Annotated in this window: 19 protein-coding genes; 6 read left to right on the top strand and 13 right to left on the bottom strand. The window is 39.0% G+C overall.

Annotated features, from left to right (window positions below):
- Window positions 1-26 precede the first annotated feature (26 nt).
- Complete coding sequence (locus AADJ06_RS12105) at window positions 27-1,217, top strand: MFS transporter (protein ID WP_341226716.1); 1,191 nt, start codon at window positions 27-29, stop codon at window positions 1,215-1,217.
- Window positions 1,218-1,351: 134 nt separating this feature from the next.
- Here the strand turns inward: AADJ06_RS12105 and AADJ06_RS12100 are convergent, their stop codons facing one another.
- From AADJ06_RS12100 to nirB, 9 genes are all read right to left on the bottom strand, one after another.
- A complete protein-coding gene (locus tag AADJ06_RS12100; RefSeq protein WP_341226715.1) occupies window positions 1,352-2,089 on the bottom strand; it encodes an L-ribulose-5-phosphate 4-epimerase in 738 nt (245 codons plus the stop codon).
- A gap of 122 nt (window positions 2,090-2,211) precedes the next feature.
- A complete protein-coding gene (gene araA, locus AADJ06_RS12095; protein WP_341226714.1) occupies window positions 2,212-3,642 on the bottom strand; it encodes an L-arabinose isomerase in 1,431 nt (476 codons plus the stop codon).
- A gap of 11 nt (window positions 3,643-3,653) precedes the next feature.
- Complete coding sequence (moaA, locus tag AADJ06_RS12090; RefSeq protein WP_341226713.1) at window positions 3,654-4,634, bottom strand: GTP 3',8-cyclase MoaA; 981 nt, start codon at window positions 4,632-4,634, stop codon at window positions 3,654-3,656.
- 5 nt (window positions 4,635-4,639) lie between these two features.
- Window positions 4,640-5,209, bottom strand: coding sequence for a hypothetical protein (locus AADJ06_RS12085; protein WP_341226712.1), 570 nt, complete (start codon window positions 5,207-5,209; stop codon window positions 4,640-4,642).
- A 1-nt stretch (window position 5,210) separates the two neighbouring features.
- Entirely contained in the window at window positions 5,211-6,320 is a 1,110-nt protein-coding gene (locus AADJ06_RS12080) for a cysteine desulfurase family protein (protein ID WP_341226711.1), read from the bottom strand.
- A gap of 9 nt (window positions 6,321-6,329) precedes the next feature.
- On the bottom strand, window positions 6,330-6,983 hold the full coding sequence (locus AADJ06_RS12075; RefSeq protein WP_341226710.1) for a response regulator transcription factor: 654 nt from the start codon (window positions 6,981-6,983) through the stop codon (window positions 6,330-6,332).
- Window positions 6,984-6,986: 3 nt separating this feature from the next.
- Window positions 6,987-8,420 carry an ATP-binding protein gene (locus tag AADJ06_RS12070; protein WP_341226709.1) on the bottom strand — a complete coding sequence of 478 codons (1,434 nt, stop codon included), beginning with the start codon at window positions 8,418-8,420 and terminating at the stop codon, window positions 6,987-6,989.
- Window positions 8,421-8,490: 70 nt separating this feature from the next.
- Window positions 8,491-8,835: a nitrite reductase small subunit NirD gene (nirD, locus tag AADJ06_RS12065; RefSeq protein ID WP_341226708.1), complete on the bottom strand. Its 345-nt coding sequence runs from the start codon at window positions 8,833-8,835 to the stop codon at window positions 8,491-8,493.
- A gap of 27 nt (window positions 8,836-8,862) precedes the next feature.
- Complete coding sequence (nirB, locus tag AADJ06_RS12060) at window positions 8,863-11,391, bottom strand: nitrite reductase large subunit NirB (protein WP_341226707.1); 2,529 nt, start codon at window positions 11,389-11,391, stop codon at window positions 8,863-8,865.
- A gap of 236 nt (window positions 11,392-11,627) precedes the next feature.
- Here nirB and cobA point away from each other — a divergent pair, with 236 nt between their 5' ends.
- The 5 genes from cobA to AADJ06_RS12035 all read left to right on the top strand — a co-directional run bounded on the left by cobA (window position 11,628) and on the right by AADJ06_RS12035 (window position 20,310).
- Window positions 11,628-12,404, top strand: a complete 777-nt coding sequence (cobA, locus tag AADJ06_RS12055) for a uroporphyrinogen-III C-methyltransferase (RefSeq protein WP_341226706.1) — start codon at window positions 11,628-11,630, stop codon at window positions 12,402-12,404.
- Window positions 12,397-15,909 carry a molybdopterin-dependent oxidoreductase gene (locus AADJ06_RS12050; RefSeq protein WP_341226705.1) on the top strand — a complete coding sequence of 1,171 codons (3,513 nt, stop codon included), beginning with the start codon at window positions 12,397-12,399 and terminating at the stop codon, window positions 15,907-15,909. Before cobA ends, AADJ06_RS12050 begins: the two co-directional genes overlap by 8 nt.
- Before the next feature lie 7 nt (window positions 15,910-15,916).
- Window positions 15,917-17,344, top strand: a complete 1,428-nt coding sequence (locus tag AADJ06_RS12045) for a rubredoxin domain-containing protein (protein WP_341226704.1) — start codon at window positions 15,917-15,919, stop codon at window positions 17,342-17,344.
- A gap of 306 nt (window positions 17,345-17,650) precedes the next feature.
- Window positions 17,651-18,937: an alginate export family protein gene (locus AADJ06_RS12040; protein ID WP_341226703.1), complete on the top strand. Its 1,287-nt coding sequence runs from the start codon at window positions 17,651-17,653 to the stop codon at window positions 18,935-18,937.
- 38 nt (window positions 18,938-18,975) lie between these two features.
- Window positions 18,976-20,310 (top strand): MFS transporter, encoded by a 1,335-nt coding sequence (locus AADJ06_RS12035; RefSeq protein ID WP_341226702.1) that lies wholly within the window; start codon window positions 18,976-18,978, stop codon window positions 20,308-20,310.
- Between the two features lie 74 nt (window positions 20,311-20,384).
- Here AADJ06_RS12035 and AADJ06_RS12030 read toward each other — a convergent pair whose 3' ends face one another.
- The 4 genes from AADJ06_RS12030 to AADJ06_RS12015 all read right to left on the bottom strand — a co-directional run bounded on the left by AADJ06_RS12030 (window position 20,385) and on the right by AADJ06_RS12015 (window position 26,213).
- Window positions 20,385-21,911, bottom strand: coding sequence for an SBBP repeat-containing protein (locus tag AADJ06_RS12030; protein WP_341226701.1), 1,527 nt, complete (start codon window positions 21,909-21,911; stop codon window positions 20,385-20,387).
- A gap of 124 nt (window positions 21,912-22,035) precedes the next feature.
- Window positions 22,036-24,207: a PepSY domain-containing protein gene (locus tag AADJ06_RS12025; RefSeq protein ID WP_341226700.1), complete on the bottom strand. Its 2,172-nt coding sequence runs from the start codon at window positions 24,205-24,207 to the stop codon at window positions 22,036-22,038.
- Between the two features lies 1 nt (window position 24,208).
- A complete protein-coding gene (locus tag AADJ06_RS12020) occupies window positions 24,209-24,700 on the bottom strand; it encodes a DUF2271 domain-containing protein (RefSeq protein WP_341226699.1) in 492 nt (163 codons plus the stop codon).
- A gap of 13 nt (window positions 24,701-24,713) precedes the next feature.
- Window positions 24,714-26,213, bottom strand: a complete 1,500-nt coding sequence (locus AADJ06_RS12015; protein ID WP_341226698.1) for an ankyrin repeat domain-containing protein — start codon at window positions 26,211-26,213, stop codon at window positions 24,714-24,716.
- Window positions 26,214-26,460: the final 247 nt, after the last annotated feature.

Genomic DNA, 26,460 nt, shown 5'->3' with positions numbered 1-26,460 from the left:
TAGTTAAAAGGTACAACAACAACATAATGAGTTCCAAAGAAAAACTCCTCCTGCTAGTTTTAGCTTGTGTCAACTTTACCCATATCATGGACTTCATGATTCTGATGCCTCTTGGCCCGCAGCTAATTGACATTTTCGATATCAATACACAGCAGTTTGGTTTCTTGGTAGCTACTTATGGCGTTTCTGCAGCTATTTCAGGATTTACCTTAGCTTTTTTTGCAGATAGATTTGACCGAAAGAAAGTACTTCTTTTCGCTTATATAGGCTTTGTGGTAGGCACCTTTGCCTGTGCCATCTCTCCTACTTTCGCTATTCTTATTTCTGCCAGAACCATTACTGGCTTATTTGGCGGCATGATTGGCTCTCAGGTTTTATCCATTGTAGCAGATGCTTTCCCTTACGAAAGAAGAGCCTCGGCCATGGGAATTATTATGATGGCTTTTTCTTTTGCATCTGTTATTGGCGTACCTGGAGGGCTATATTTAGCTACCAAATTTAACTGGCATGCACCGTTTTTCACTGTAGGTGGGTTGGGTATTATCGTCATGATTTTGATTTGGCTTTTTGTGCCCAACGTCACCGCTCACTTAGAACAAAAAGGTGCGAAACAAAAGAAATTAGAGGTCTTAACCAACATTCTTAAAACACCAAATCAGCTTTGGGCTTTAGCTCTTTCAGTGGTAATCATGCTGGGGCATTTTAGTATAATCCCCTACATAGCCCCTTCTTTAGTTGCCAATATTGGCTATCAAGAAGACCAGATATTCTTAATTTATTTAGTAGGCGGTTTGTTGACAATTTTCTCTGCTCCTATAATTGGGAGAATAGCCGACAAAAGAGGGAAATACCCCATTTTCGTGACTTTTGCGTTACTTTCCTGCATCCCAATATTTTTAATCACCAATTTGGTGCCCGTACCGCTTTATGCTGTTTTGGTTGTTTCTGGTTTGTTTTTCATCTTTTCAAATGGGAGGCTGATACCTACACAAGCAATGGTTTCTGGTGTGGTTACACCAAAACAAAGAGGCGGCTTTATGGCGTTCAATTCTAGTGTACAGCTAATGGCTCAGGCTATAGCGAGTAGTATTGGTGGATTGATAATTATCCAAAGAGAAGATGGCTACCTTGACCATTACGACTGGGTGGGGTATTACGCCATCAGTATGATTTTGCTTAGCATTTTTGTGGCTAAGAAGGTGAAGAATATTAATTAAAGGTCATCAATGAAATGTTTGTCACGATTTTTATTAAAAAATCACGCCAAACGAAATCGGCTTTATGTCAATTTGCAAGGGGTTTTACCCCTTGCTATTAACATTTCGCTCCTTTGGAGCTATTTCTCAGATAATTAACAACCCTGCCCGTAGTATGCATCTTTACCGTGCTTACGTTGAAAATGTTTGTTTTTAAGGGTTTCTTTTAGCCTTGGTGTTTCTGGATTTATGGCCAAAGTAAGCTGAGCCATTTTTGCCACTTCTTCTAAAACAGCGGCATTGTAAACAGATTTGGCGGCATCCTTCCCCCAAGAAAAAGGTCCATGATTTTGAAGTAAAACCATTTCCATTTCTAAATGTGAAAGCCCACGTTCTTTGAATACATTTAGTATCTGATTTCCTGTTTCAAACTCATAGTCGCCCTGAATCATCTCATCAGAAAGCACTGCAGCACAAGGAATATCTTGGTGGGTATGATCAGCATGTGTTGTACCAAAAATAGGGATGTCTTTTCCAGCCTGAGCCCATGCTACAGCGTAAGTACTATGTGTATGGGTTATTCCACCTATGTCATTCCATGTTTTATAAAGTAATGCGTGTGTTTTGGTGTCTGAAGATGGTCTCATTCTGCCTTCCACTAGCTTGGCATCAAAATCCATAACTACCATATCTTCCACCTTCAATTTTTCATAAGGTACTCCACTGGGCTTAATCGCAAAAACGCCTTCTCTTCTATCTACGGCACTCACATTACCAAAGGTAAATAACACCAAACCTAATTTAGGAAGCTCTAGATTGGCTTCGTAACATTCTTCTTTTAAGTTTTTATACTTTTTCAAATTCTTGGTCTTAATGTACTGTAGCGTCTTCATTGTCGTGTATTTTTTTGGGTATTTATAAAAGTCGGTAAATAATAATCTATATTGACATTATTAATTTAAAACACCAAAGACACTCGACTAAGTAGGCTACTTTATAGAAACAAACTCCAAAATTAACTAATCACAACTAGCTCTAAGTCAAACATTCTCGCGAAATCTTCCATATATTCTAAAGACAGGTTTTGACTATAAACCGTATGGTGTGCACCGCCAGCTTCTAGCCATTGCTTTAAGCCTTCTTTCATGCTTGGCTCTGGTCGCCACATTACTCTGGCCGTTGGTAGTTTTGGAAACTTCTCCGTTACCTCTAAACCTTGCACCAAATTTACTATCAACCTAAAAGCATCTCCCATATCCACCAAAGAAACATTCATAGCAGGACCTGCATCGCCATTAAAAACCAATCTTACAGGGTCTTCTTTACCGCCTATTCCTAAGGGGTGGATTTCACAAGCAACTTCACCAGAACAAATACTAGGACAAATTTCTAACATGTGAGAGCCTAAAACCATAGGGTTTTCAGGATTAAAATGGTACGTATAATCTTCCATGAAAGAGTTTCCTCCTTTCATCCCTGTGGCCATCGTTTTTAATATTCTTACCATGGCAGATGTTTTCCAATCTCCCTCGCCACCATAGCCGTAACCAGCTGCCATCATTCTTTGTGAGCCAATTCCTGGCAACTGACGCATGCCGTGCAAGTCTTCAAAAGTATTGGTGTAAGCTCCAAACCCACCTTCTTCTAGAAAGGTTTTTATGCCTAATTCTATTCTAGCAGCTTCTACCAAAGATTCATATTTCTCTGCTCCCTCAGCTAGGGAAGGCATCATTTTATACGTCGATTTGTATTCTTCTATAAGTGTCTTAATTTCGGTATCAGTCACTTTATTAATGTACGCTACCAAATCTCCTACAGGATGAGTATTGACAGAAAAACCAAACTTCATTTGAGCGGCTACTTTGTCGCCATCCGTCACAGCCACTTCTCTCATGTTGTCTCCAAACCTAGCTACTTTTAGGCTTGCCATTTCTTTGGCCGCTACCGCTACTCTTGACCATACATTAATGCTTTCTAAAACTTCTGGATCTTGCCAATGCCCCACCACCGTTTTTCTATTGATTTTCATTTTGGTCAGTATATGACCAAACTCTCTATCGCCATGAGCCGACTGATTTAGATTCATAAAATCCATATCAATATCAGCGTAAGGAATATCTCTATTAAACTGCGTATGAAGATGTAGCAATGGCTTTTGAATGGCGTTTAGGCCATTAATCCACATTTTTGCTGGGGAAAATGTATGCATCCAAGTGATTACACCTACGCAGTTTTCTTTGGCATTGGCGGCACTAAGTGTGCTCAAAATTTCTTCTGGCGACTTTACAACTGGCTTAAAAATGACATTAACCGCTATATTTTTAGAGGCCTGAAAATAGTCTACTATTTCTTGAGAATGCTCGTCTACCTGACGAAGCGTTTCTTCTCCATACAAATGCTGGCTTCCTGTGATAAACCAAACTTCAAAATTTTCTAACTTAATCATGGGTTGAATATTTAGCCACCGATGGTGGTCATACTTTCTGTTACTATTGATTTCCTATTGGCTTCCGCCTCAAAACCATCTTTATGTCTGTTGGTAAATACTTTTGTGAGAATTTCTTTTATCTCCGCATCGTCCGTATTTGTCCTTAATAAATCTCTAATGTTCAGCACGCCGTCATCATAAAGGCATGTTTTTAAGGTACCTGTTGGCGTTACTCTAATTCTGTTACACGTTCCACAAAATGTTCTACTAAAAGCCGCTATCACCCCCACATTTCCTTGATGATTTTCAATACTATAATTATAAGATGTAGAGTTGGCTTCATCTTTTAGTTTCGCCAAAGAAGGGTGCTTCTCTTTAATAATATCAATGATTTTATGATAGCTCATAAATGCCGCTTCATTCAGCCCGCTGCCATTAAAGGGCATCTCTTCAATAAACCTTACCGAAACCGGCATTTCCTTAGTCAAACCAACCAAGGGTAAAATGTCTTGGTCGTTTTTACCAGCCATCACCACCGCATTAATTTTAGTGTCAATTTTATGCTCCAGTAAAGCGTCCAAAGTTCTTAAAACATTTGGAAGCTCATCTCTACGGGTCATTTCTTTGAATCGCTCTCTGTCTAGGGTATCTAAACTAAGGTTGATAGAGTTTATGCCCAAAGCCTTTAATTCAGGAATGAGCGGCTCCGTCAAAACGCCATTAGTCGTGATATTGACTTTTTCAATGCCCGGAATAGCTACCAAAGCTTTCAAAAAGCTCATCAACTCTTTTCTAACAAATGGCTCTCCACCTGTAATTCTGACCTTTGTGATTCCAAGTTCTGCCATCATTCTGACCATTCTTAGCATTTCCTCAAAAGTCAGCAAATGCGGTTTCGGCAAGAAAGAAATTCCTTCCTCTGGCATGCAATAGAAGCACCGAAGATTACAGCGGTCTGTAACCGCCAATCTTAAGTAAGTTATTGGTCTTCCGTGATTATCTATTAGCATAATTTTTATCTACTTGCTTGGTAAATTTCAATCAAATTTAAAATTTTAACAGCCAAATCCATTTTCTTCTGATTTGAATTGCTTTTATCTGTATGCTTTAAAAAAGTATTTTTGAGCTCGGTGTTCTTTATCTCTTTATCAAGGAAAACCTTCAACTTGTCAATAAAAACTCTATTATCTCTAGATTCTTTTATATTACTATCATACTCTTTATAATATATCTCAATTAAAGATTGATATTCCTTTTGCCAGTCATCAATTCCATATTCTAGGATTACCTCCTCAAACTTTTCGAATTCTAATTTTCCAACAAAAGACCATTCATCTGAAAAGAGCAGAAAGCCACCTTCTTTTGAAATTTCAATATATTCACCTATCTGTCTTTCTAGTAGATCCAATACTTTAGGATTCTGAGACAGTAAGTGTACTTCCAACTTGTAAGTTTTAAAATCTCTTGAGTTAAATTCTCTTGGCAAATACGGGTTACCGTCAAGAATAAGTTGAATATGTAAAGAATGTGGGACAGCCGTAACCGATCTTAAATTGAAAAAGGTCTTCGAATTTATTATACTCATATCAACCCTTTGTGTAAACCGTTTCTATCACATGGTCTTTTGCATTCTCCATGTCTTCTTTTGTGGTAAACCTCCCTAAACTAAAACGCAAAGAGCTAAAAGCATCTTGTTCTGAAAGTCCCATTGCTTTTAAAACATAAGATGGCTCTGTGGATGCCGAATTACATGCCGAGCCATTTGAAATAGCAATTTTACTTAACTTCATCAAAAGCTCCTCTCCATCTAAACCTTTAAAACATAGGTTTGTGATGTTTCCTATTCTGTCGTTTTTGCTCCCATTAATTTTCACACAAGGCAACTCTTTGGTAAGCTCATTTTCAAAGTCAGTTTTCAATAAGGCTTGAGCCTCAATTTCTTTCAAATTACACTTTGACACCGCCTCTCCTATACCAACAATTCCGGGCACATTAAGTGTTCCGCTTCTTCTGTTTCTTTGATGGCGACCGCCATGAATTTGTGCTGAAAGCTTTACTTCTTTCTTTGCCAACAATACCCCAACTCCCTTCGGCCCATATATTTTATGTCCAGAAAAACTTATCAAATCTGCATCCTTTGGTAAGTCTAATTTACCCAAAGATTGCGAAGCATCCACATGAACCAAGACTCCCTTTTTATGGGCTAAAGCTATCACCTCCGAAACTGGCATAATCACACCTGTTTCATTGTTAACGTGCATGATGGAGATAAGTTTGGTATCTGGCTGAATAGCTTTCTCTAATTCATTCAAGTCAATTTGCCCCTCGCTATTGACCGCTAATTGCGAAACTTTGACACCTCTGCTTTCTAAATACGCTGCGGTGTCTAAAGTAGCTTTATGTTCTGTTTGAACCGTAATCAAGTGACCTTTAAAGTCTTCAAAAACTCCTTTTAAAGCTAAGTTTATTGATTCTGTAGCTCCGCTAGTAAATACTATTTCATCCGTACGCCAGTTCAGCTTTTTGGCAATCTTTCCTTTGGCCATATCAATGGCCTCTTCTGCCTCCCAACCATAAGCGTGAAACCTGCTAGCGGCATTACCAAAATGCTCTGTAAAATAAGGTAACATGGTCTCTAAAACCCTTTTATCTAAAGGCGTGGTGGCGGCGTAGTCAAGATAAATAGGGTAATTCATAAGCCTAAATTAAAGTCCTTCTGTACTGGCAATTCTTACTAGCTCCGCAGTATTATTCAGGTTGGTCTTTTTAAGCATATTCGCTCTGTGATTACTCACGGTTCTTATGCTAAGACCCAACTTTTCGGCAATGTCTTTACTGCTTTTTCCGTCTGCAATAAACTTCAGAACCTCTACCTCCTTTTTAGATAAAACCCCTAAAACTTTCTGATTAGCATTAAAGCTTTTCATGGTAGAATTTCCTTGCATGGCAGAAACCAATATGGCAGACACCTCTGGTGGAAAATACTTCTCGCCATTATGCACCACATGCATGGCTTTCACTATTTCTTCTTTTTCAGCATCTTTAAGAATATAACCATCCACCTTACTTTCAATGCTTTTTAGAATATAATCTGGGTCGTTATGCATGGAAAATATCAAAACTTTGATTTTAGGAAACCTTTTAGAAATGTGTGCTGCGGTTTCTATGCCATTCATTTCAGGCATATTAATATCCAATAAGATTAAGTTTGGATTTAATTCTGGAATTTTCTCCAAAGCCTCTCTTCCACCACTGGCCTCGCCTACTATTTCTAAACTTAGTTCGTCTTCTAAAAGGAAACTCATTCCCTTACGTACCACTTCGTGGTCGTCCACCAGCAAAACTTTAATCTCCGCCATTAATCATTCAATAGATTCAAACGGCAATTTAATGAAAATATCAGTTCCTTCTCCCTCTAATGTGGTAAGTCTAAAAGTGCCATTTAGCAGTGTTACCCTCATTTTCATATTCTCAAGGCCATTATGAATCAAAGACTGTCGAGTAGATTTCAGTTTTTCTTGGTCAAAGCCTTTGCCATTGTCCGTTATACTTAGCTCTAGGAGTCCATTATTTTCATGCAGTTTCACCTTTGCTATTTTAGCGTCTGCATGCTTGATGATGTTATTTAGTGCTTCCTGAACAATTCTATATATGTTAATTTCCATGTTTTGCGTATACCGCTTCTCGGGGCTGGAAGCCTCTATGAAAACCTCCAAATCAGTTTCATTTTGAGCTTGGTGAGCAAAAATCTTTAGAGCCGAAGCAATCCCAAAATCATTTAGAGCCGTTGGCATCAAATTAAAGGAAATGACTCTAGTGGCTTCTATGGTTTCGTTGGTAAGTTGCTTCATATGCTCATAAGCCTTTCTAAGCTTAGGGTTCATATCAGGCGAATTCAGCCTTCCTAAACTCAGCTTAATACCTGTCAACATTTGCCCAAGTCCATCATGGATTTCACGCGACATTCTCTTCCGTTCTTCCTCCTGTCCCTCTAATAAATATGCCGACCGTACTTGGTCTTGTTTTCTCCTATTCTCATACTTGTCTTGTGTGGCTTTTTGTAAGTCAACCTGCGTTTTTAAAAGCATTTTATTAGAAACCGAAAGCTGATTATTAGCAGAAAGCAAATTCTGTTCAGAACTACTGAGTTCTTTAATTACCCCTTTAACATAATCGGCCAGAGGATTAAAAATAAAAATAAACTCTACGAAAAGCGTCAAAAGCGTTAAAAACAAAATAAGAAACTCAAACGCCCTCAAAATAGCGACCCTTTGTGTGGCTTCTTGGTCATATTGAAAAACTATCTTATCCATAGTTTTTAGGAAATCAGACTCACTTTCTAACAGGGAAGATACATCATATGCTGATAAAGAGCCATCTTCTAAAATCACATTGAAAACCACCTGCATGTTTTTATAAAAAGGAGCAATTTCCTTAAACATGTCGTCTATCAATAGAGAATTATTGACTTCATACTTCTGTGTGTCTCTCAGGTCATTATCTCGTAAACCTTCGTGTGTGCTTTGCCAGTCGTCAAAACTAGATTTAAAAATTTCTTGGTATTCTGCATTCCATTTTTGAGGGTCATACCTTTTAAGTAAAAAGAGTTTTGTGAGCCTTTGTGAAAGCATTCTTTGACGCCCCGCGAGGTTCACCACGTGGCTATTATCAGAAACATCAAAAAGGGAAATTTGAATAAGCGTATGACCAAAAATGGTCAATAAAGCCACTATGGCCAAAGCCACTATATACTGGCCAGTAAGTCTGTCCGCTACTGTTTTATCTATGGAATTCATTTATAGAAACACCCTCATGAATTAAAAATTCAAGATAGGGAAAATCTCAAGCTTATTAGCTATCAGTAACTTAAATGCCTACAAAAACATCGTCTCCTTCTACTTTAATTTCGTAAGTTTTTAACTGATAATCTTCTTCACCCATACAGGCTCCGGTTTTTAAAGAGAAGTTCTTTTTATGAAAAGGACAAGCCACCTTTGGTTCATCTTTTGTGGCACCTATCATCCCTCTTGAAAGTACCATTTGCTGCTTATGTGGACAAAGATTTTGCGTAGCATACCATTCTCCTCTTCTTTCGAAATTGAAAATTGCAATTTGCTCTCCATCTATCATCACACATGCTCCACCATTGGCAGGAATATCTTCTACTTTGCATGCTTTTACCCATGCTTTTGTTTCTAAAACTGTTTCCATTTTTTTAAAGTTTATTCTGGGTAAATATCAATTCCAATCTTTTGCTTTTACTTGCTCTCTAAAAGGAACCAGTTCCACAGTAGGGTCTTTCTCTTCAGGAGCATTCACAAAATGAGCAAACTGCTTACGGATTTCAGGATTATTCACCGCTTCTGTCCACTCGCATTTATAATTTTCTACCAATTTTTGCATGCCTTCGTCTAGTTCTTCACAAATCCCTAAAACATCATCCATAATGACCGTTTTTAGGTACGCTATACCCCCTTCCATTTTGTCCATCCATGCGGCTGTTCGCTGAAGAGGCTCGGCTGTTTGAATATAAAACATCAAGAATCTATCAATTAGCTGGATACATCTTTCGTCACTTAAGTCGGTAGCCAAAAGCTCCGCATGACGTGGTGTGGCTCCGCCATTTCCTCCTACATAAAGATTCCACCCTATTTCGGTAGCTATAATTCCAAAATCTTTCCCTTTAGCTTCTGCACATTCCCTAACACAACCCGAAACGCCCCCCTTTAACTTGTGCGGAGAGCGAAGACCTTTGTATCTGTTTTCTACCTCGATGGCAAAACTAACGGCATCTTGCACACCGTACCTGCACCAGGTAGTTCCTACACAGCTTTTCACTGTTCTTAAAGATTTTCCGTAAGCCTGGCCTGTTTCAAAACCAGCATCAATTAACTCTTCCCATATATTTGGCAAGTCGCTTACGTGGGCACCAAACATATCAATACGCTGACCACCGGTTATTTTGGTATAAAGGCCATATTTCTTGGCCACCTTACCTATCACTATTAGTTTATCAGGTGTAATTTCTCCAGCCGGAATTCTTGGTACTACGGAATAAGTACCTCCACGCTGAATATTTGCCAAAAACCTATCATTAGAATCTTGAGCAGTAATTCTGCCTTTTTCTAAAACATTTTCGCCCCACAAACTTGCTAAAATAGAAGCAACAGCTGGCTTGCAAGTTTCGCAACCATCTCCTGTACCTAAAGTATCTAAAACCTCGTCATAAGTTTTAAGGTTTTTCATTTTTGTCAAACTCAGAATCTCTTGACGCGTATGATCAAAATGCTCACAAATGACATTCCTGACAAACACACCTTGAGCGACCAAGCCAGCGTTAAGCAAATCTTTGACCATTGGCGTGCAGCCTCCGCAGCCTGTACAGGCTTTTGTAGCTTTCTTTAAACCGTCTAAAGTGCTACACCCTTTTTCTACCTCTTCTAAAATATCTCCTTTGGTAACGGCTTCGCAAGAACATATCAAAGCAAAATCTGAAATAGCCATGATGCCTGCACCATCATCTTCTCCACCTCTGGAGCCTATAATAAGTTCTTCTGCATTTTGAGGAATAGGCAATTTATTATTTACTGTTTGCAACAGCATATTATACTGTTCAGCATCCCCAATTAGTATACCACCCAAAAGCTCTTTACCATCATTAGAAACATTAACACGCTTATATATTCCTTTAGCTCTGTCTTCAAAAGTGATAGTTTTACAACCTGGTGCTTCTGCAAAGGCATTCCCAAAACTAGCTACGTCAACGCCAATTAGCTTTAGCTTAGTAGACATATCAAAACCAGTAAACTCAGACCTTTTAGAAACTACATCATTTATGATTTTCTTCGCAATACTATTTAATGCCACTTCGGCCATTTCATACCCAGGAGCCACCAAACCATAAATCATACCGTCGTAAAGGGCACACTCACCAATGGCAAAAATACTTTCCTGCGACGTTTCCATTGATTCATTTACTTCAATTCCTCCGCGTAAACCTGTTTTCAATTCAGCTGCTTTTGCTAGCTCATCCCTGGGCTTAATTCCTGCAGAAATAACCACCATTTCTGCGTTTAGCGTTTCACCATCATAAAATTTAAGTCCGCTAACGGTATCGTCTCCTAAAAATGTTTCGGTATTCTTATTAGCATGCACTTTTATACCTAGCTCTGCTAGTTTGCTTTCTAAGACACCAGAACCCGCAGCATCTATCTGCCTTGGCATCAAACGAGGAGCAAACTCCACCACATGTGCATCAGATACACCTAAGTCAAGCAAAGCTTTGGCAGCTTCTAGCCCCAATAGGCCACCACCTATCACTACACCAGTTTTTGCTTTTTTGGCATGAGATTTCATCATGTCCAAATCCTCAATAGTTCTGTAAACAAAAACACCATCAAGCTCTACTCCTTTAATTGGCGGAACAAATGCACCCGAACCCGTAGCAAAAACCAAGTAATCATATGACTCTACCACTCCTCTATGAGAGGTAACTTTCTTATTTTCTTTATCGAGCTCTAAAACGGGGTCTCCTAAATGAATCCTGATATTATTTTTCTCATACCAAGTTAAAGGTGCCATGGTAAGCTCTTCCAAAGTTTTCTCACCGAAATAAGAACTCAAATGCACTCTGTCATACGCAGGTCTAGGTTCTTCACCAAAAACCACGATTTCTAATTGAGTTCTTAAAGAAGAGGATATAGCCTTTTCACAAAACTTGTACCCTACCATTCCATTTCCGATTACTACAATTTTGGACTTTTCCATTATTAATTAAAAATATTTTATACAACAATTAACTAAATAGTACGAAACAAATATTTAGTTATACCTAAGTATATTTCGCTAGTTCAAATGTATGGCATTTTTTCAATTTTAAAAACTTTTCTTCTTTATTTTAAGCCTATATCAATATTATAGTTCTTTCAGTTTGCTTTTTATACTATATATACATTCATTTGTATTGTAATATTTAAGAACATGATTAGGTATTAATACTCAATATGAAACTATCACTAATTGGAGCAGGCCCAGGAGACCCAGACTTAATTACACTTAAGGCTATTAAAACCTTAGCCGCGGCTGATGTAATATTATATGACGCTCTTGCCAACCCTTGCCTACTCTCTTACGCATCCAAAGAGGCCGAACTGGTTTATGTAGGAAAAAGACTAGGACAGCACAGCGTATCACAAGATGAAATCAATAGGATAATACTTCAAAACACACTTGCTGGAAAACATGTAGCTAGACTAAAAGGCGGCGACCCCGTGATTTTTGGAAGAGGTTTTGAAGAAATGGATTATGTAAGTGCTTATGGTGTAGAAACTGAAATAATTCCGGGAATATCAAGCTCTGTAGCAGTACCCTCTTTAAAAGGAATTCCAGTTACAAAACGAGGTATGGCCGAAAGCTTTTGGGTAATCACTGGCCATACCAAAGACCGCAAACTTCCGAAAGACATGAAACTAGCGGCTCAATCGTCCGCCACCATTGTCATCCTTATGGGAATAAGCAAAATAGAAGAAATCATGGAAATTTTTTCAGCCAATGGAAAAAAGGCAACTCCTGTGGCTATCATTCAAAACGGCACCACTCCAGAAGAAAAAACAATTACAGGAGAGGTTTTCAACATTGCCGAAAAGGCAAAAACGAACAATATACAGAGCCCAGCTATCATAGTTATAGGAGAAACCGTAAGGCTTTGCCCTGACTATATCAACAGCTATTTGGCCACAAACCACTTAGTAGAAAACGAAAAACAAGCAAAGCATGGTTAAGAAATATAAATCTACTTGTAGTTACTGTGGCGTAGGATGCGGTGTTGAAATCACAAAAGGACTAGACGGAAAAATAACTTTAGCCGGAGACAAAGACCACCCTGTAAACAGAGGGATGCTTTGCTCAAAAGGAATGAACCTACATTACACGGTTAACGACACCTCCGACAGGTTACTTTATCCTGAAATGAGAATGCATAGAAACATGCCACTTCAGCGAGTAAGCTGGAATAAAGCCATAGAAAGAACTGCAGCCGTTTTTAAAAGTTTAATAGAAAAGCATGGCCCAGAGTCTGTTGGATTCTACGTTTCTGGACAGTGCCTTACAGAAGAATACTACCTCTGGAACAAGCTCATGAAAGGCTTCATAGGTTCTAATAATATTGACACCAACTCAAGATTATGCATGAGCTCTGCGGTGGTAGGCTATAAAAAAACTTTAGGAGAAGATAGCGTCCCGGTTTGCTATGACGACATAGAGCTAAGCGACGTAATTTTAGTAGAAGGTGCAAACCCAGCATGGTGCCACCCCATATTATGGCGAAGAGTAGAGGCTCATAAAGCCGCTAACCCAAATGTCAAAATAATATGTGTAGACCCCAGAGAAACTCAAACAGCAACCAGCTCAGACCTTTTTGTACCACTCATACCTGGCACAGATGTTTATTTCAATAATGCGATTGGCCGACTGTTAATTGAAAACGGCTTTACAGATAGCAAATTCATTGAAAGCCACTCTGATGGTTTTGGAACTTATAAAGAAAAAGTTTTTGAAAAAAGCATAAAAGAATACGCCGAAATATGCGGCATTGAACCTGAAAAAATCATAGAAGCCGCTAAATGGATTGGCGAAACTAAAGGCTTCCTTTCTATGTGGACTATGGGTTTAAACCAAAGCGTCATAGGTGTCAATAAAAACCTATCTCTCATTAACCTTTCTCTTATTACAGGAAAAATTGGCAAGCCCGGCAACGGCCCTTTCTCACTTACTGGCCAACCAAACGCCATGGGAGGACGAGAAGTAGGAGGACTTTCAAACATGCTGGCTTCTCACAAAGAATTAAGCAACCCTGCCCACATTGCAGAAATGGAAGATTTTTGGGGTGTAGCCGGCATATCTAACAAACCAGGACTATCTGCCACTGAAATGTTTGACGCATTAGACAGCGGTAAATTAAAAGCCATTTGGATTATTTGTACCAATCCACTGGTGAGTATGCCTGATGTCAACAAAGTGGAAGCCGCTTTAAAAAAAGCGAAATTTGTGGTGGTTCAAGATATTTCACAGAACGCCGACACCATAAAATTTGCCGACGTTATACTTCCTGCCGCGGCATGGGCTGAAAAAGAAGGCACCATGACCAATGCCGAAAGGAGAGTATCTTACTTAGAAAAAGTAGTAGACGCACCAGGCGAATGCCTACCTGACGCAGAAATCATTTGCAAGTTTGCCAATCAAATGGGCTGGGGCAACCATTTCAAATATAGTTCGAGTTCAGACATTTATGACGAATACGCCAAAAGCACCATTGGCACCAACATAGATTGCTCCGGAATAAATTACAAACTACTAAAAAAAGGAACGATACAGTGGCCTTACCCAGCAGATAAAACATTTTCCGGCAATAACAGCCGCCTCTTTGAAGACCAAATATTTTATACGCCAAACCAAAAGGCTCAAATACATGCTGTGGACGGAAATAACCCCTCCGAGCAAGTTTCAGAAAAATACCCGCTAGTGCTACTAACAGGCAGAATAAGAGACCAATGGCACACCAGAACAAAAACGGGGAAAGTAAACAAGCTCAATCAGCACATTGACAGTCCTTTTCTAGAAATCCATCCTGAAGATGCGTTACCTAGAAAAATCAAAGACCAACAGGTGGTCATGGTTAATGGAAAAAGAGGGGAAGTAAAAGTAAAAGCGAAACTTACAGAGACTGTCAGAAGAGGAACCTGCTTTCTACCTATGCATTGGGGCAAAATAGTTAACAATTCCTTCGCAAGGGCTAATAACTTGACGAGTGATTTGGTAGACCCAATTTCAAAAGAACCAGATTTTAAATATGCGGCGGTTGAGGTCTCAATATACAAAAAACCAAAAGAGAAAATTATCGTTATAGGTGCAGGCTCTGCTGGCTTAGGATTTATATCCGCCTACCGTCAACTTAACCAAACAGACGAAATAGAGGTATTTTCAAAAGAGATATATCCTTTTTATAACCGCGTAATGCTACCCGACTATATTAGTGGTACACAAAACTGGAACCAACTGGTTAAATTAAGAGAAGACCAGTTTAGCGAAAACAGAATCAAGGTTAATAAAGGAATCAGCATTGAAAGTATTGACAAAAAGAATAAAATAGTCATTGACTCTAAAGGAAATGAGCACAGCTACGATAAACTCTTTTTAGGAATGGGAAGTAGAGCTTTTATGCCAAGGAACTTCCCTAAAATTCCTGGTATATTCAACATGAGAAGTCGAATTGACGCCGACTCTATTGCTCCATTTTTAGCTAAAAACGGAAAAGCAATTATTGTAGGTGGCGGTCTTTTAGGGCTTGAATTAGCTGCTTCTTTAAGAGAAATAAATGTACCCGTAACGGTGGTACAGCGAATTGGTAGATTTATGGATAGGCAATTAGACCCAATGGGTAGTGCTATTCTTCATGAAGAAATTCAGGCTCTTGGTGTTGAAACTTTCTTTAACGACGAAGTAGAACAATTTTATGGCACCGATGCCATAGAAGGCGTCAGACTAAAATCAGGCAGAAAACTTGACTGCAGCCTTATGGTGGTAGCGGCAGGAACCAGCCCAGCTATAGAAATTGCGAAAGAAGCTGGCCTAAAATGCAACAGAGGAATAGAAGTAAACCAATACCTTCAAACCTCCGACCCTGACATATTTGCCTGTGGCGAAATAGCCCAATGGGAAGGACAGATGTGGGGAATTACAGCAGCTGCAGAACAGCAAGCTGAAGTGGTGGCTAAATATTTGACAGGCGACCTTGCCGCTCACTACACCGGCTCACTTTCCATGAATATTTTAAAAATGGAGGGTGTAGAGCTATGCTCTTTAGGAGAAATAGAAATTCCGCAAGGAGCGAAAGACTACGAAGAGGTCATATTTATTGATAAAGCGAAACGCTATTACAAAAAGTGTCTAGTCAAAAACGATAGGCTCGTAGGAGCTATCTTAATAGGTGACAAATCGGAGTTTTTAGAATACCGCGAACTGATATCAAAAGGCATTGAACTATCAGAAAAAAGACTCCAACTTCTGCGTTCAGGTCAAAAAACTGAACCAGTGAAGGGAAAACTTATTTGCTCTTGTAATAATGTAGGAGACGGAAACCTCAAAGAGAAAATAAAAGGCGGTTGCACTAAATTTCAGAATTTATGCGACACCACGGGTGCAGGAACAGGTTGCGGCTCATGCCGACCAGAGGTCAGAGGAATACTGGAAGCAACCTTAAGAGAACAAGAAATTTTAGTACTAGACTAGCAAAATCATGACAGGATATTACACCATCAGAGTAAACTTTATAGGAGGAATAGCTTCACCAGGTGAACTTCAGAAGATTCTAGCCATTGCCACAGAATGCGACATCAAAAAGGTTCGTTTTGGGCTTCGCCAGCAAATGATCATGTACCTTTCCTACACCCATGAAAAGGCATTTATCTCCAAAATGAATGCAGCAGAAGTAGACTTTTACATAGATGACAACCCTCACCCAAATGTAATAAGCTCCTATGTATCTGAAGAAGTATTTCAAAGAGGAAACTGGCTAAGTGAAGGAATCTATAAAGATATTCTTGATGCTTTTGATTACAATCCCCGCTTAAAAATAAACATCTCTGATAGCCAACAGAGCTTCACACCGTTCTTTTCTGGACATATAAATTTCATATCGTCTGACCAACCAAATTTTTGGCATCTATACCTGCGTGAGCCAAAATCTAATGAACTTATAGCTTATGATAAACTGGTTTTCAGCAATGAAATAGCCAAAATATCTAAAGTACTAGATGAACGCATCTCAACAGGAAATACAAGTATTGACGGCTTGCCGAATATCATATCTGTACCCGCAGAAAAAAAACTAAAACTACCAAAATTTACCCTTCCTTACTATGAAGGCTTTAACAGGTATGGCAAAAAATCTTGGCTTGGTATTTATAGAAGAGGTGAAGTCTTTGAAACATCGTTTTTACACGACCTTTGTAGGCTTTGCCTCAAAACTAAAATTGGCGAAATATGCCTTACGCCATGGAAGTCAATTATTATCAAAAATATCCAAGAAGAAGACCGAAACGACTGGAGTGGGCTACTAGCTAAACATGATATAAACGTAAGACATGCCGCCAACGAGCTGAACTGGCAAATAGAAGACACCTCACCAGAGGCTCTTAAATTAAAAAATAAACTGGTAAGGCACTTCAATAAAAAAGACTTAAGAACTTTTGGCATCTGCCTTGGCATAAAAACTTTTCCAAAAACGGAAGTCTACGCTTCTATTTTAGTCAAACAAAAAAAACTCAAACCACTCCCCTTTCTTAAACTTTATGACATTACTTACACTACAGATTATGACCCAAATGGAAGGAAAGTAGCCTTTTTTGCCAAGAACATTTTCGGATTCAGTCTTCCTGAAAAACTCAGAAAGTCTGTCTTAGAGTTTAACGAGCACATAGCATACGAATCGAGATTTAAAGACCTACCCAAGAAAGACGAAGAAGAAGCAATAAAAGAGCAACCCATACTCCATCAATGCTCAGCCTGCCTAACCATTTATGACCCCGCCTATGGTGACGAAATGAACGACATACCACCCGGCATAAACTTTGAAAACCTTCCGAAGGAATACAGCTGCTCGGTTTGTGAAAGCCCCAAATCAGCTTTCACACTTACCAGCTCAGAAGAAGAGATTTCAGCCTAAAATCAAAACAATATCAATACTCATAAATACTTTTCATTTATGAGTATTTTTTTTGCCCTAACCTTTCAAGAAAGACCACATACAACACACCTGCCGAAAGAGTATTCTATTACAAATTCCTGATTTTTACCATATATTAAATGCTAAACCTGACTTTATTCGGAATAATATTGCACATTTCTAATAAAAACCAAAAAATAGCATCAAATAATTTTAGCAGAGGTATGATAGTTATACTTTTGAGTATCTAATAAGTATTAATACTCAACTAAGATAGCCAGATATTCAAATTTTAATCAAACACTGATGAAAAGAATAAACTACCAAGGAGTTAAAGTTCTCTGCGTTTTTATACTAAGCTCAATTGCTTTTAAAGGTCAAGCTCAGTTTAAGCTTTCTGCTGAAATAAGACCACGGTCTGAATTCAGAAATGGATTTAAAACCCCTACATCTGAAGGCTTTGAACCTGCTTTTTTTGTGGAACAAAGAAGTAGAGTATATTTTGAATATACAGAGCCCAAATACAAGCTCAAATTGGCACTTCAAGACGTGCGATACTGGGGGGAAGTTCCACAGATTTTTAAAGCTGACATAGGTAATTCTTTTCTAAGCGAAGCTTGGGGAGAACTCATACTCACAGAAAAAATATCTATGAAAGCAGGACGTCAAATTATCTCTTATGATAATCAACGATTTCTTGGCGGTTTAGAATGGGCACAGCAAGGAAGAAGGCATGATGCACTTCTTTTCAAATTTGAAGACCCTTCGGTAAATTCTAAACTTCATCTCGGCTTTGCATTTAATACAGATGATGATATAGCTGAGCCCGCCTTTCTGCAAAGAGATGGAGCCAACTTTTACTCTTTAGGCGGCCAGTATAAAACCCTACAATACGCCTGGTACCATAAAGACCTTGATGGTGCAGCTTTTTCTTTACTCGCTTTAAATGCGGGAAGCCAAAACCCCGACAGTACGCTTTCAAACAAGCAAACCTTGGGTTTTATTGGCTCTAAAAAAGCGGGTAAAATAACCTTCGCTACAGATTTATATTACCAAACAGGAAAAATAGGCACCTCCAAAATAAGTGCAGTTTTAGCAGGCATTAATGCTACCATAAATACAAAAGCTACCCCAATTACGATAGGATACGAATACGTATCAGGTCAAGACAACAATGACGCATCAGGCAAAATCTCAAGCTTTAGCCCAGACTACGGTAACAACCACGCTCACAATGGCTTTATGGATTACTTCTATGTAGGTCCAGCAAATGGCAATGTGGGCGTTCAAGATTTTTATATCAAAACTAAGTTCAAACTTGGTAAAGGAAACCTGATAGCTCAAGGGCATGAGTTTCTCACTGGCTCTGAACAATCTAAAGAAGGTGGGGGAATTTTAAAGGCTACCATGGGCACCGAAATAGACTTGGTTTATGCTCAAAAAATAGGCTCCGACATCACTTTTAACCTTGGCTTTTCTCAGCTTTTTGGCACAGACACCATGCTGGCTTTAAGACCTGGAAACCTAAAATCAAATAACTGGGCTTGGGCTATGATAACCTTTAAGCCTACCCTTTTTCAATCTGAAAAATAATCTCAAAATCGAATTTCTAATCTATAAACAATACTATCATGAATACACTAAGCTCCGGAGAGAAAGCCGTTAAAATAGACTTATTTAGTCTTGGTACTATTCAAATGAGAACCTTCCATTTGACATGGATTGCTTTCTTTTTATGCTTTTTTGGTTGGTTTTCTCACGCACCATTAATGAATGCCTCCATAGGGCCTGACCTAGGCCTTACCGCCGCACAAAAAACCTTAGCCTTTATCGCTTCGGTAGGTATCACCATCATAGCTAGATTAATGATTGGCTCGCTGTGTGATAAAATTGGACCAAGAAAAGCTTATGTCTACCTACTAGTTTTTGGAGCAATGGCAGTAGCAAGTTCGGCCTTTGCTTATGACTGGACTACCTACCTAATTTCAAGGTTAGCCATAGGGGTGATTGGGGCATCTTTTGTTATTACGCAGTACCATACCTCTGTTATGTTTTCTCCTAAAATAGTTGGTTTGGCTAATGCCACTACCGCCGGCTGGGGAAACCTAGGTGGAGGAGTTACGCAAGCCGTTATGCCTTTACTAGCTTCTGGAATGGCTGTTTGGGGTTTTTCAAATTCTGAATGGGCACAGTGGCGTTCGGCTATGTTTATTCCAGCTATAATTATGCTCGTGGTAGCTTTTCTTTACTGGAAATACACCACAGACTGCCCAAAAGGAAACTATGACGATTTACCTAATGACAGGCCACAGGTCAAAAAAGGCGAAAAAGGACTTTTTGCAAATGCTGCCAGCGACTATAGAGTTTGGGTACTTTTCTTAATGTATGCAGGCTGCTTCGGCATGGAACTTTTTGTAAACGGAAAAGCTGCAACCTATTACCAAACAAGATTTTCTTTGGACGAAACCTCCGCAGGATTAATAGCTTCGCTATTCGGTTTGATGAATCTTTTTGCAAGGTCCACCGGGGGATGGCTAGGTGATAAATTTTCGGTAAAATCTGGCCTTACTGGGCGAGTTAGATGGCTGGTAGTGGTTATGGTGATAGAGGGTATGTTATTGATGATTTTCTCAAGAATGAGCCTATTACCATCTGCCGTAGGTATGATGATATTCTTCAGCCTTTTTGTTCAAATGGCGGAAGGAGCCACATACTCTGTGGTACCATTCATAAATAAAAGAAGCTTGGGTGCGGTAGCAGGAATAGTAGGTGCTGGTGGAAATGTAGGAGCGGTTTTCTATGCCCAATACATGCTAAGAACAGGTACACCATTAGAAGATTGCTTCTTAATTTTTGGGGCAATAGTCTCTGTTATAGGACTAGTAGGCTTTAGCATCAAATTCTCTGAAGTAGATGAGAAAAATGCTGTAGAAGAGCAATTAAGACTAGAGGCAATACCGGTTTAATTCAGTTTAATAGATTCCTCGAATGCTCCTTGGCTTTGCTGAGGAGCATTTTTTAGTCCCTATAGTTCGCAGCATTAATGCTGACAAATCCTTCCTAGAAAAACATCGGTATCTCCAGAACTTGTGATGACTGAAACGCCAAAAGTACTGGTACCTAAATAATAGCCTGTTATGTACACATTAGCTGCTCCATCTACAGCGACTGATTGACCAGAATCGTGAGATGAGCCACCTGCAGATTCTACCCACTGTAAGTTCCCACTAGAATTGTACTTCGCTATAAAGATATCAGTACCGCCAGCACTAGTTATATTACTACTTCCAAAGTTCGCTGTTCCTAAATAAGAGCCTGTTATATATGCATTCCCTGAGCCATCCAAGGCTAAAGCAAGGCTGTTGTCAGAAGAAGTGCTTCCGGCTGATTGAACCCATTGTGAGGCCCCACTAGAATTATACTTGGCTATAAAGATATCAGTACCCCCAACACTAGTAACACTACTAAAACCGAAGTTGGTCGTACCACTATAGTTTCCTGTAAGATAAACATTCCCAGACACATCCACCGCCACGGAATAACCATAGTCTGTATAGCTGCCGCCCGTAGACTGCAACCATTGTAGTGCTCCTACAGAATTATATTTAGCAATATATATATCGTAACTACCTGCACTACCAAGAAATACGCCTCCAAAGTTAGCAGTTCCTTGAACCCTCCCTGTAATATATACATTCCCCGCTCCGTCAATTGCTGTAGAAAAGCTATAATCATTAGAAGTCCCTCCAGCAGATCGAACCCACAAAAAGTTACCATTTGAATCATATTTAGCAACATAGATATCTGCAGAACCTTCACTATTTATGTTAGAGCCTGCGAAATTAGCGGTACCATAAAAATAACCAGACACACACACATCTCCTGATATATTCACTGCCAATGAGCGACAATAATCGTTAGAAGTCCCTCCAGCAGATTGAACCCAGAGATAAGAACCACTCGAATTATACTTTGCCATAAAAATGTCGTACCCTCCTTCACCACTTATGTTGCTACCTCCGAATGTGGCCATATCATAGAAATGACCCGATATATAAACATTCCCAGAAGCATCCAAGGCAATGGAATGAGCGTAATCATGAGAAATGCCCCCAGCAGATCGTAACCATTGTAATGTTCCGCTCGAACTGTATTTAGCAATAAAAACATCAAAACTACCTGCACTAGTTATGGTAGCACCACTAAAACTTGCAGTTCCTTGAAAAGTTCCAACAATATAAACATTCCCAGAGCCGTCTACAGCTACAGAATTACCAGAATCTTCAGAAGAACTACCAGCGGAAGCAATGTAAACCTTGTCTAAAAACGGCTGTTCTGGCATCTGAATACATACCCAAGTAGTACCAATATATACTCGCATGCATAGAAAGGTAGTGTCGAAAGCCATATCCCCTATAACTGGAGAAGGCAATGCCAAAATAGCATCATAACTTATTCTGGGATAAGTACCTGTAAGAGCTGGCGTAATGCCACCTGGGTTTATGGTTACATTTTGAGCTTGAGTAAAAAACGAGCAGGCCAGAAGCAAAAGAAGAATTTTTTTCATGGTTTCTAGAAGTTTGCCTTTTAATGTAATTCAAAATAGCAATTTCTAAAAACAAAAGCTAACACTCAGTCTATTAATCTATTATACTTCACCCCTGACTAGAAATTAAACTTATAGATATTCTTCAATAACAATCGCTCAATATCTTCCCTTCTGCTATCAATTCATTGAGAGAAGGCAAAGAAAACTCCTGCAAGATTTGTTCAAGATTTTGATAAACACCTTCTCGCATCTTTAAGGAGCCACATAACATTATTTGACCACCAGCTTTTAAAGTACTAGCTACTCTCACCTTGTTTTGACGCACCACGTCTTGCACATAGGTTTTTGGCATTTCTCTGGAAAAAGCCAAATGACAGGCTATTAGTTCACCAAAATCATTAAGTAATGGCTCATATAATGCGAAAGAATCCTTCGTTTGCCCTCCCCATAGCAATGACATTTCGGTATTCTTATTGTTTTCTACAAAACCTAAAAATGGGGCAATGCCCGTTCCGTTTCCTATAAGTAAAATCTTACTAGCATTAGCATCAGGGTAAAAACTTTCGTTTGGTTTTAAGAAGGCTTGAATTTCGTCACCCGTATTTAAAGCTCCTAAATAATTAGAGCATAGTCCTGTTCTTTTGATACTTAAAACTATCCTGTTTAAGCTTTTAATAAAGGCTATGGAATAATAACGCTCTATGTTGCTATCGGGCAAATAAACCCCTAACAAATCACCAGAATTAACATTTCCTGCCTCTTCTGGTATAGCTATTTCTAGTAAAAAAGTATCGTCTAAAATATTTTCAGACTCCGTTTTACTAACCACCCAAAAAGGCAAAGTGTTAGACTCCCTTGATGGCTCTAGCTTATTCAAATCGACTTCCAACTCCGATTGCGTTGCTTTTTTCCAGGCTTTCAACCAATCCAAAAACTCGGAAATAGAAAGGTCATTGACGGTTTTGACCTTTGTGGCTTCCTTTGCAAAAGGTAAAGCCTTTAAGGCAGTGGCAGTGTCAAAAGCAAATTGACAGAAATTCTCATAGCTTTTTGAGCCAAAACCTAACACGGTATAAGAAAAGGGATGCTCTGCAAACAAGCCTTTTGATAATTTATTCAGGAAACTATCTGCATTTGATGGAGCATCTCCATCACCATACGTGGATGTGAAAACCAGCAAGTGTTTCATTTCACAAGCCACAGTAACCTCGTTCATTGGACATAAAAATGCTTTCACGCCTTTCTCTAAAAGGGCATTTTGAACAGCTGACGCAAACCTAAAAGTATGTCCTGTTTCTGAGCCAACTAAAATGACATGTGTAGCTTCCTTTATGCTTACCATATTTTTTGGTCTCTTTTTAAGCTTAGACCAACTCATTTTTGCCCCTGAATAAATAAAGAACAAGGTTACAAAAGAGCTTAACAATAATAAGATGGCATACGGAATACCCAAACCTTCGCCAGTGTGCCATTGAAAACTGACGTCATGAAGTATTGCCGCTGTAGGCAGTCTTATTTCAGAAACCAAAGCACCCGTTTCTTGATTTAGCAACAAGTTTCTTTGATGAAGCTTTAGCTCAAAAAACTCCTCGGGGTCAGACGAAATAGGGAAAAGAACCTCTTTTATTTCTCCTAGCTGTATTTTTTTAAAATGGTTCTCTTCAGAAATAACCTCGTAAGAAACCGCTTGTGCCTCTACCGCTTCCGTTGGGAAAAATCTATCGATGAAAAGCCAGGTAGCAGACAAGGAAATGACCACTATCGGAATTAAGAACAGTCTTCCGAAACGAGCATGATTATCTCTGTAAAAGTCTAATACTATAATTTTAGCGAAAAATTCTTTCCAATTGCCAACGCGTTTTACCAAAAGAAAAACCCCGCTTCCTGCTAGAAAAAGAAGAGCTAAGGAGGCCAAACCAACAAAAAACCTACCCGTTTGCTTTAAAAAGAGAGAACGGTGCAAGTCTCTGCAAAAGTCAAAAACCGGATGCTCTCCTTCTAATATTTTTAACTCAGTACCGTCTATCGGATTAATATAAAAAGTCCCATCTGACACCTCCCCTATGGCCTCAATTTTAATATTTCCGTAGTTATCACGAGCAATGCTGAAAACCTCAAGATAAATTGAATTAAGGGTAGCAATCAAATCGCTTAGCAATATATCATCTGCTCCTGAAGCTGCTTTAGCGTGAAGCATTGGCTCAAAAGAAAGCACAATACCTGTGCCTGCCGCTATAAATAAAAAAATGCTGGAGAAAATGGCCAATACAAAATGGACACTCCTCCAGCTGAACTTTAAACCGTTTCTTCCCAACTTAAACCTTAATTAATTTGACGTATCTGATATAACCAGTTCCGTTTTTACTAACACCAACATTAGTAGCTTTCAAATCCATTTGAAGGTCTTGTTCTACATATTTCTGATTTTCTACAGAAGTTTCAAAACGAAGTTTATAACCACTATCAATCTCTGACTCATCAAAAGATAATGAAACCACTTTTCTACTCCCTGCCGTTATTGACGCTCCTGAAATACCGTCAAGATTCTCTTTCTTCTTTGAGAAAAACACCCACCAGCTAGGTATATCATCATACCAGCGTTCTTCTTTCCCAAAAACATGCAATGTTCTTTGATACTCTCCTTTTGGGTTTAAAAGAGAAACTACCACATAGGCTCCTTCTCCCGTGTAATTACTGAGCTGCACTAAGCACTTGTAATGTGATGGGGCTTTTGATAAAAAACCGCTTGACACAAAGAAAGCAACTGCCAAAAATGCCACGGTTAATATTGAATACTGTTTTCTCATTTTTCTAAATATTTTATTTCCCCGCTTTTAAAAAACTGATGTCGGTGTTTTGTAAAGCTTCGTTTTCTGCTGCCAAATCATGAACAGACTCTTCAAACTCCGTCTTCTTCTCAGTATCGCCTCCATTATTCACCAAAAACTTAAGCATACCTGTGTCTTTAGAATTCATGGCTGCAAAGTGTAGTGGCGTATATCCATCAGCATTTACTTGATTAATATCAGCCCCTGTTTCTAACAAATATCTCAATAGGTCAAACTCACCTTTTTCTATTGCAATATGCAAAAGAGCTTGACCTTTTGTACTTACTCCTTTACTTTTCAAATAACCTAACTTCTCCGTATAGTCTTTCAAATTTCCTCTAAAAGAGCTTGTCAGTACATAGGTCAAATTGTTTCCTTGTCCGTTTTCCCAGTTTACCTTTCCACCTTTTTCAACTAATAGGTCAAGCACTTCGGTGCTGTTATTTCCTGCTACGGCTAAAGCCAAAGCAGTTTGCCCTTTATTATTTTTAGCATTCACGTCGTTTGACTTTGCCAACCAATATGCTACCACTTCTTTACTGCCTCTAGAAGCAGCCAAAAGCAAAGGCGTTTCTCCGTCTGCATTCGCAGTATTTGCATCTAAACCCGCTTCTAAAAAGAAGTCAAACACTTCTGTGTCTTTTACTCTTCCTGCCAAATTATGCAACGCAGACTGTCCTTCTGTCGTTACATTTGCAGGATTTAAACCCAAGCTCTTAAGATATTCTAATAGCTCAAAACTCACAGAAGCAGACCTACCGCCTCCTACAAAATTGAAAGCGTTTTCGCCGGTTTGAGTATTAGGCTCATAGCTTATTCCTTTTGCCACTAAACCTTTTAGGGTGCTAACTTTACCGCTAGAAACCGCAGCATGAAATAAGCCATTACCGTTTTTATCTTTTGTGTCTAGGCTTAGTCCTTTTTCAACAAAATAATCTAGAAAAGAAAGATCTTTAAGTCTACCTACAGCCACCTGAGCTACATTCCTGCCATTTTCATCTCTATCGTTTACGATGTCAGCTCCATTGGCAAAGCAAAATTCATATAGCTCCTTATCTGCCTTGCCGCTTTGTGCTACATGCATTAGCAAAGACTGTCCGTGGCTATTGATAAGGTCTGTTCTTGAACCTTTTTCTAATAACAATTCCATTACCGGCAAATTCCCTTTCATGGCCGTCCACATGATGTAATTATTGGAGTGATGTGTCATTTGATTAACATCTGGTCCTTTATCTACAAGGTGTTTTACCGTTTCAAAGGGATTATCCGCCATGATTGCCAACAGGGTACCATCCCAGCCACCAGGACCCATTTCTAAGATATCATTTCCCTCCGCAATTTTAGCTTCAATGGTTTCTATACTTGGCTGCTTTGCCCAAAAGCCACGGTCATGAAATACATTTTTGCTCTGAGCAAATACGCTTCCCGTAAAAAGCAAAGCTGCTATTGCTATTAAAGAGGAGCCAACCTTTAGTCTGTTTTTTAAAATCATTGCATATTCTGTTTAAAATATTTCCACTTTTAAAAGTGCTTACTCAATAAGCATTAGCTCCTGTTGGGATAGAAATATGCTCCCTTTTAAGTTTTGATTCTTAACAGAACTTTCTTATTTGGACTAATTACAAATTGAGTCGCAAAGAAATGAACCAAAGCCTTAAGAAGCAAGCCTTATTTAGAAAAAATCTAAACAAGCTTTTATAGTCTAATAGTTATGCATAAAAAAAACCAACCCTGAGATT

It is taken from the genome of uncultured Arcticibacterium sp., assembly GCF_964021845.1.
Lineage (GTDB): Bacteria > Bacteroidota > Bacteroidia > Cytophagales > Spirosomataceae > Arcticibacterium.
The sequence above is the reverse complement of the archived record's forward strand: the minus strand, read 5'-3'. Positions and strand labels throughout refer to the sequence as shown.

Bases quoted from the DNA above. Each gene is read 5' to 3' on its own strand.
- AADJ06_RS12105 (WP_341226716.1), top strand. From the start codon at position 27: ATGAGTTCCAAAGAAAAACTCCTCCTGCTAGTTTTAGCTTGTGTCAAC.
- AADJ06_RS12100 (WP_341226715.1), bottom strand. From the start codon at position 2,089: ATGAAGACGCTACAGTACATTAAGACCAAGAATTTGAAAAAGTATAAA.
- araA (WP_341226714.1), bottom strand. From the start codon at position 3,642: ATGATTAAGTTAGAAAATTTTGAAGTTTGGTTTATCACAGGAAGCCAG.
- moaA (WP_341226713.1), bottom strand. From the start codon at position 4,634: ATGCTAATAGATAATCACGGAAGACCAATAACTTACTTAAGATTGGCG.
- AADJ06_RS12085 (WP_341226712.1), bottom strand. From the start codon at position 5,209: ATGAGTATAATAAATTCGAAGACCTTTTTCAATTTAAGATCGGTTACG.
- AADJ06_RS12080 (WP_341226711.1), bottom strand. From the start codon at position 6,320: ATGAATTACCCTATTTATCTTGACTACGCCGCCACCACGCCTTTAGAT.
- AADJ06_RS12075 (WP_341226710.1), bottom strand. From the start codon at position 6,983: ATGGCGGAGATTAAAGTTTTGCTGGTGGACGACCACGAAGTGGTACGT.
- AADJ06_RS12070 (WP_341226709.1), bottom strand. From the start codon at position 8,420: ATGAATTCCATAGATAAAACAGTAGCGGACAGACTTACTGGCCAGTAT.
- nirD (WP_341226708.1), bottom strand. From the start codon at position 8,835: ATGGAAACAGTTTTAGAAACAAAAGCATGGGTAAAAGCATGCAAAGTA.
- nirB (WP_341226707.1), bottom strand. From the start codon at position 11,391: ATGGAAAAGTCCAAAATTGTAGTAATCGGAAATGGAATGGTAGGGTAC.
- cobA (WP_341226706.1), top strand. From the start codon at position 11,628: ATGAAACTATCACTAATTGGAGCAGGCCCAGGAGACCCAGACTTAATT.
- AADJ06_RS12050 (WP_341226705.1), top strand. From the start codon at position 12,397: ATGGTTAAGAAATATAAATCTACTTGTAGTTACTGTGGCGTAGGATGC.
- AADJ06_RS12045 (WP_341226704.1), top strand. From the start codon at position 15,917: ATGACAGGATATTACACCATCAGAGTAAACTTTATAGGAGGAATAGCT.
- AADJ06_RS12040 (WP_341226703.1), top strand. From the start codon at position 17,651: ATGAAAAGAATAAACTACCAAGGAGTTAAAGTTCTCTGCGTTTTTATA.
- AADJ06_RS12035 (WP_341226702.1), top strand. From the start codon at position 18,976: ATGAATACACTAAGCTCCGGAGAGAAAGCCGTTAAAATAGACTTATTT.
- AADJ06_RS12030 (WP_341226701.1), bottom strand. From the start codon at position 21,911: ATGAAAAAAATTCTTCTTTTGCTTCTGGCCTGCTCGTTTTTTACTCAA.
- AADJ06_RS12020 (WP_341226699.1), bottom strand. From the start codon at position 24,700: ATGAGAAAACAGTATTCAATATTAACCGTGGCATTTTTGGCAGTTGCT.
- AADJ06_RS12015 (WP_341226698.1), bottom strand. From the start codon at position 26,213: ATGATTTTAAAAAACAGACTAAAGGTTGGCTCCTCTTTAATAGCAATA.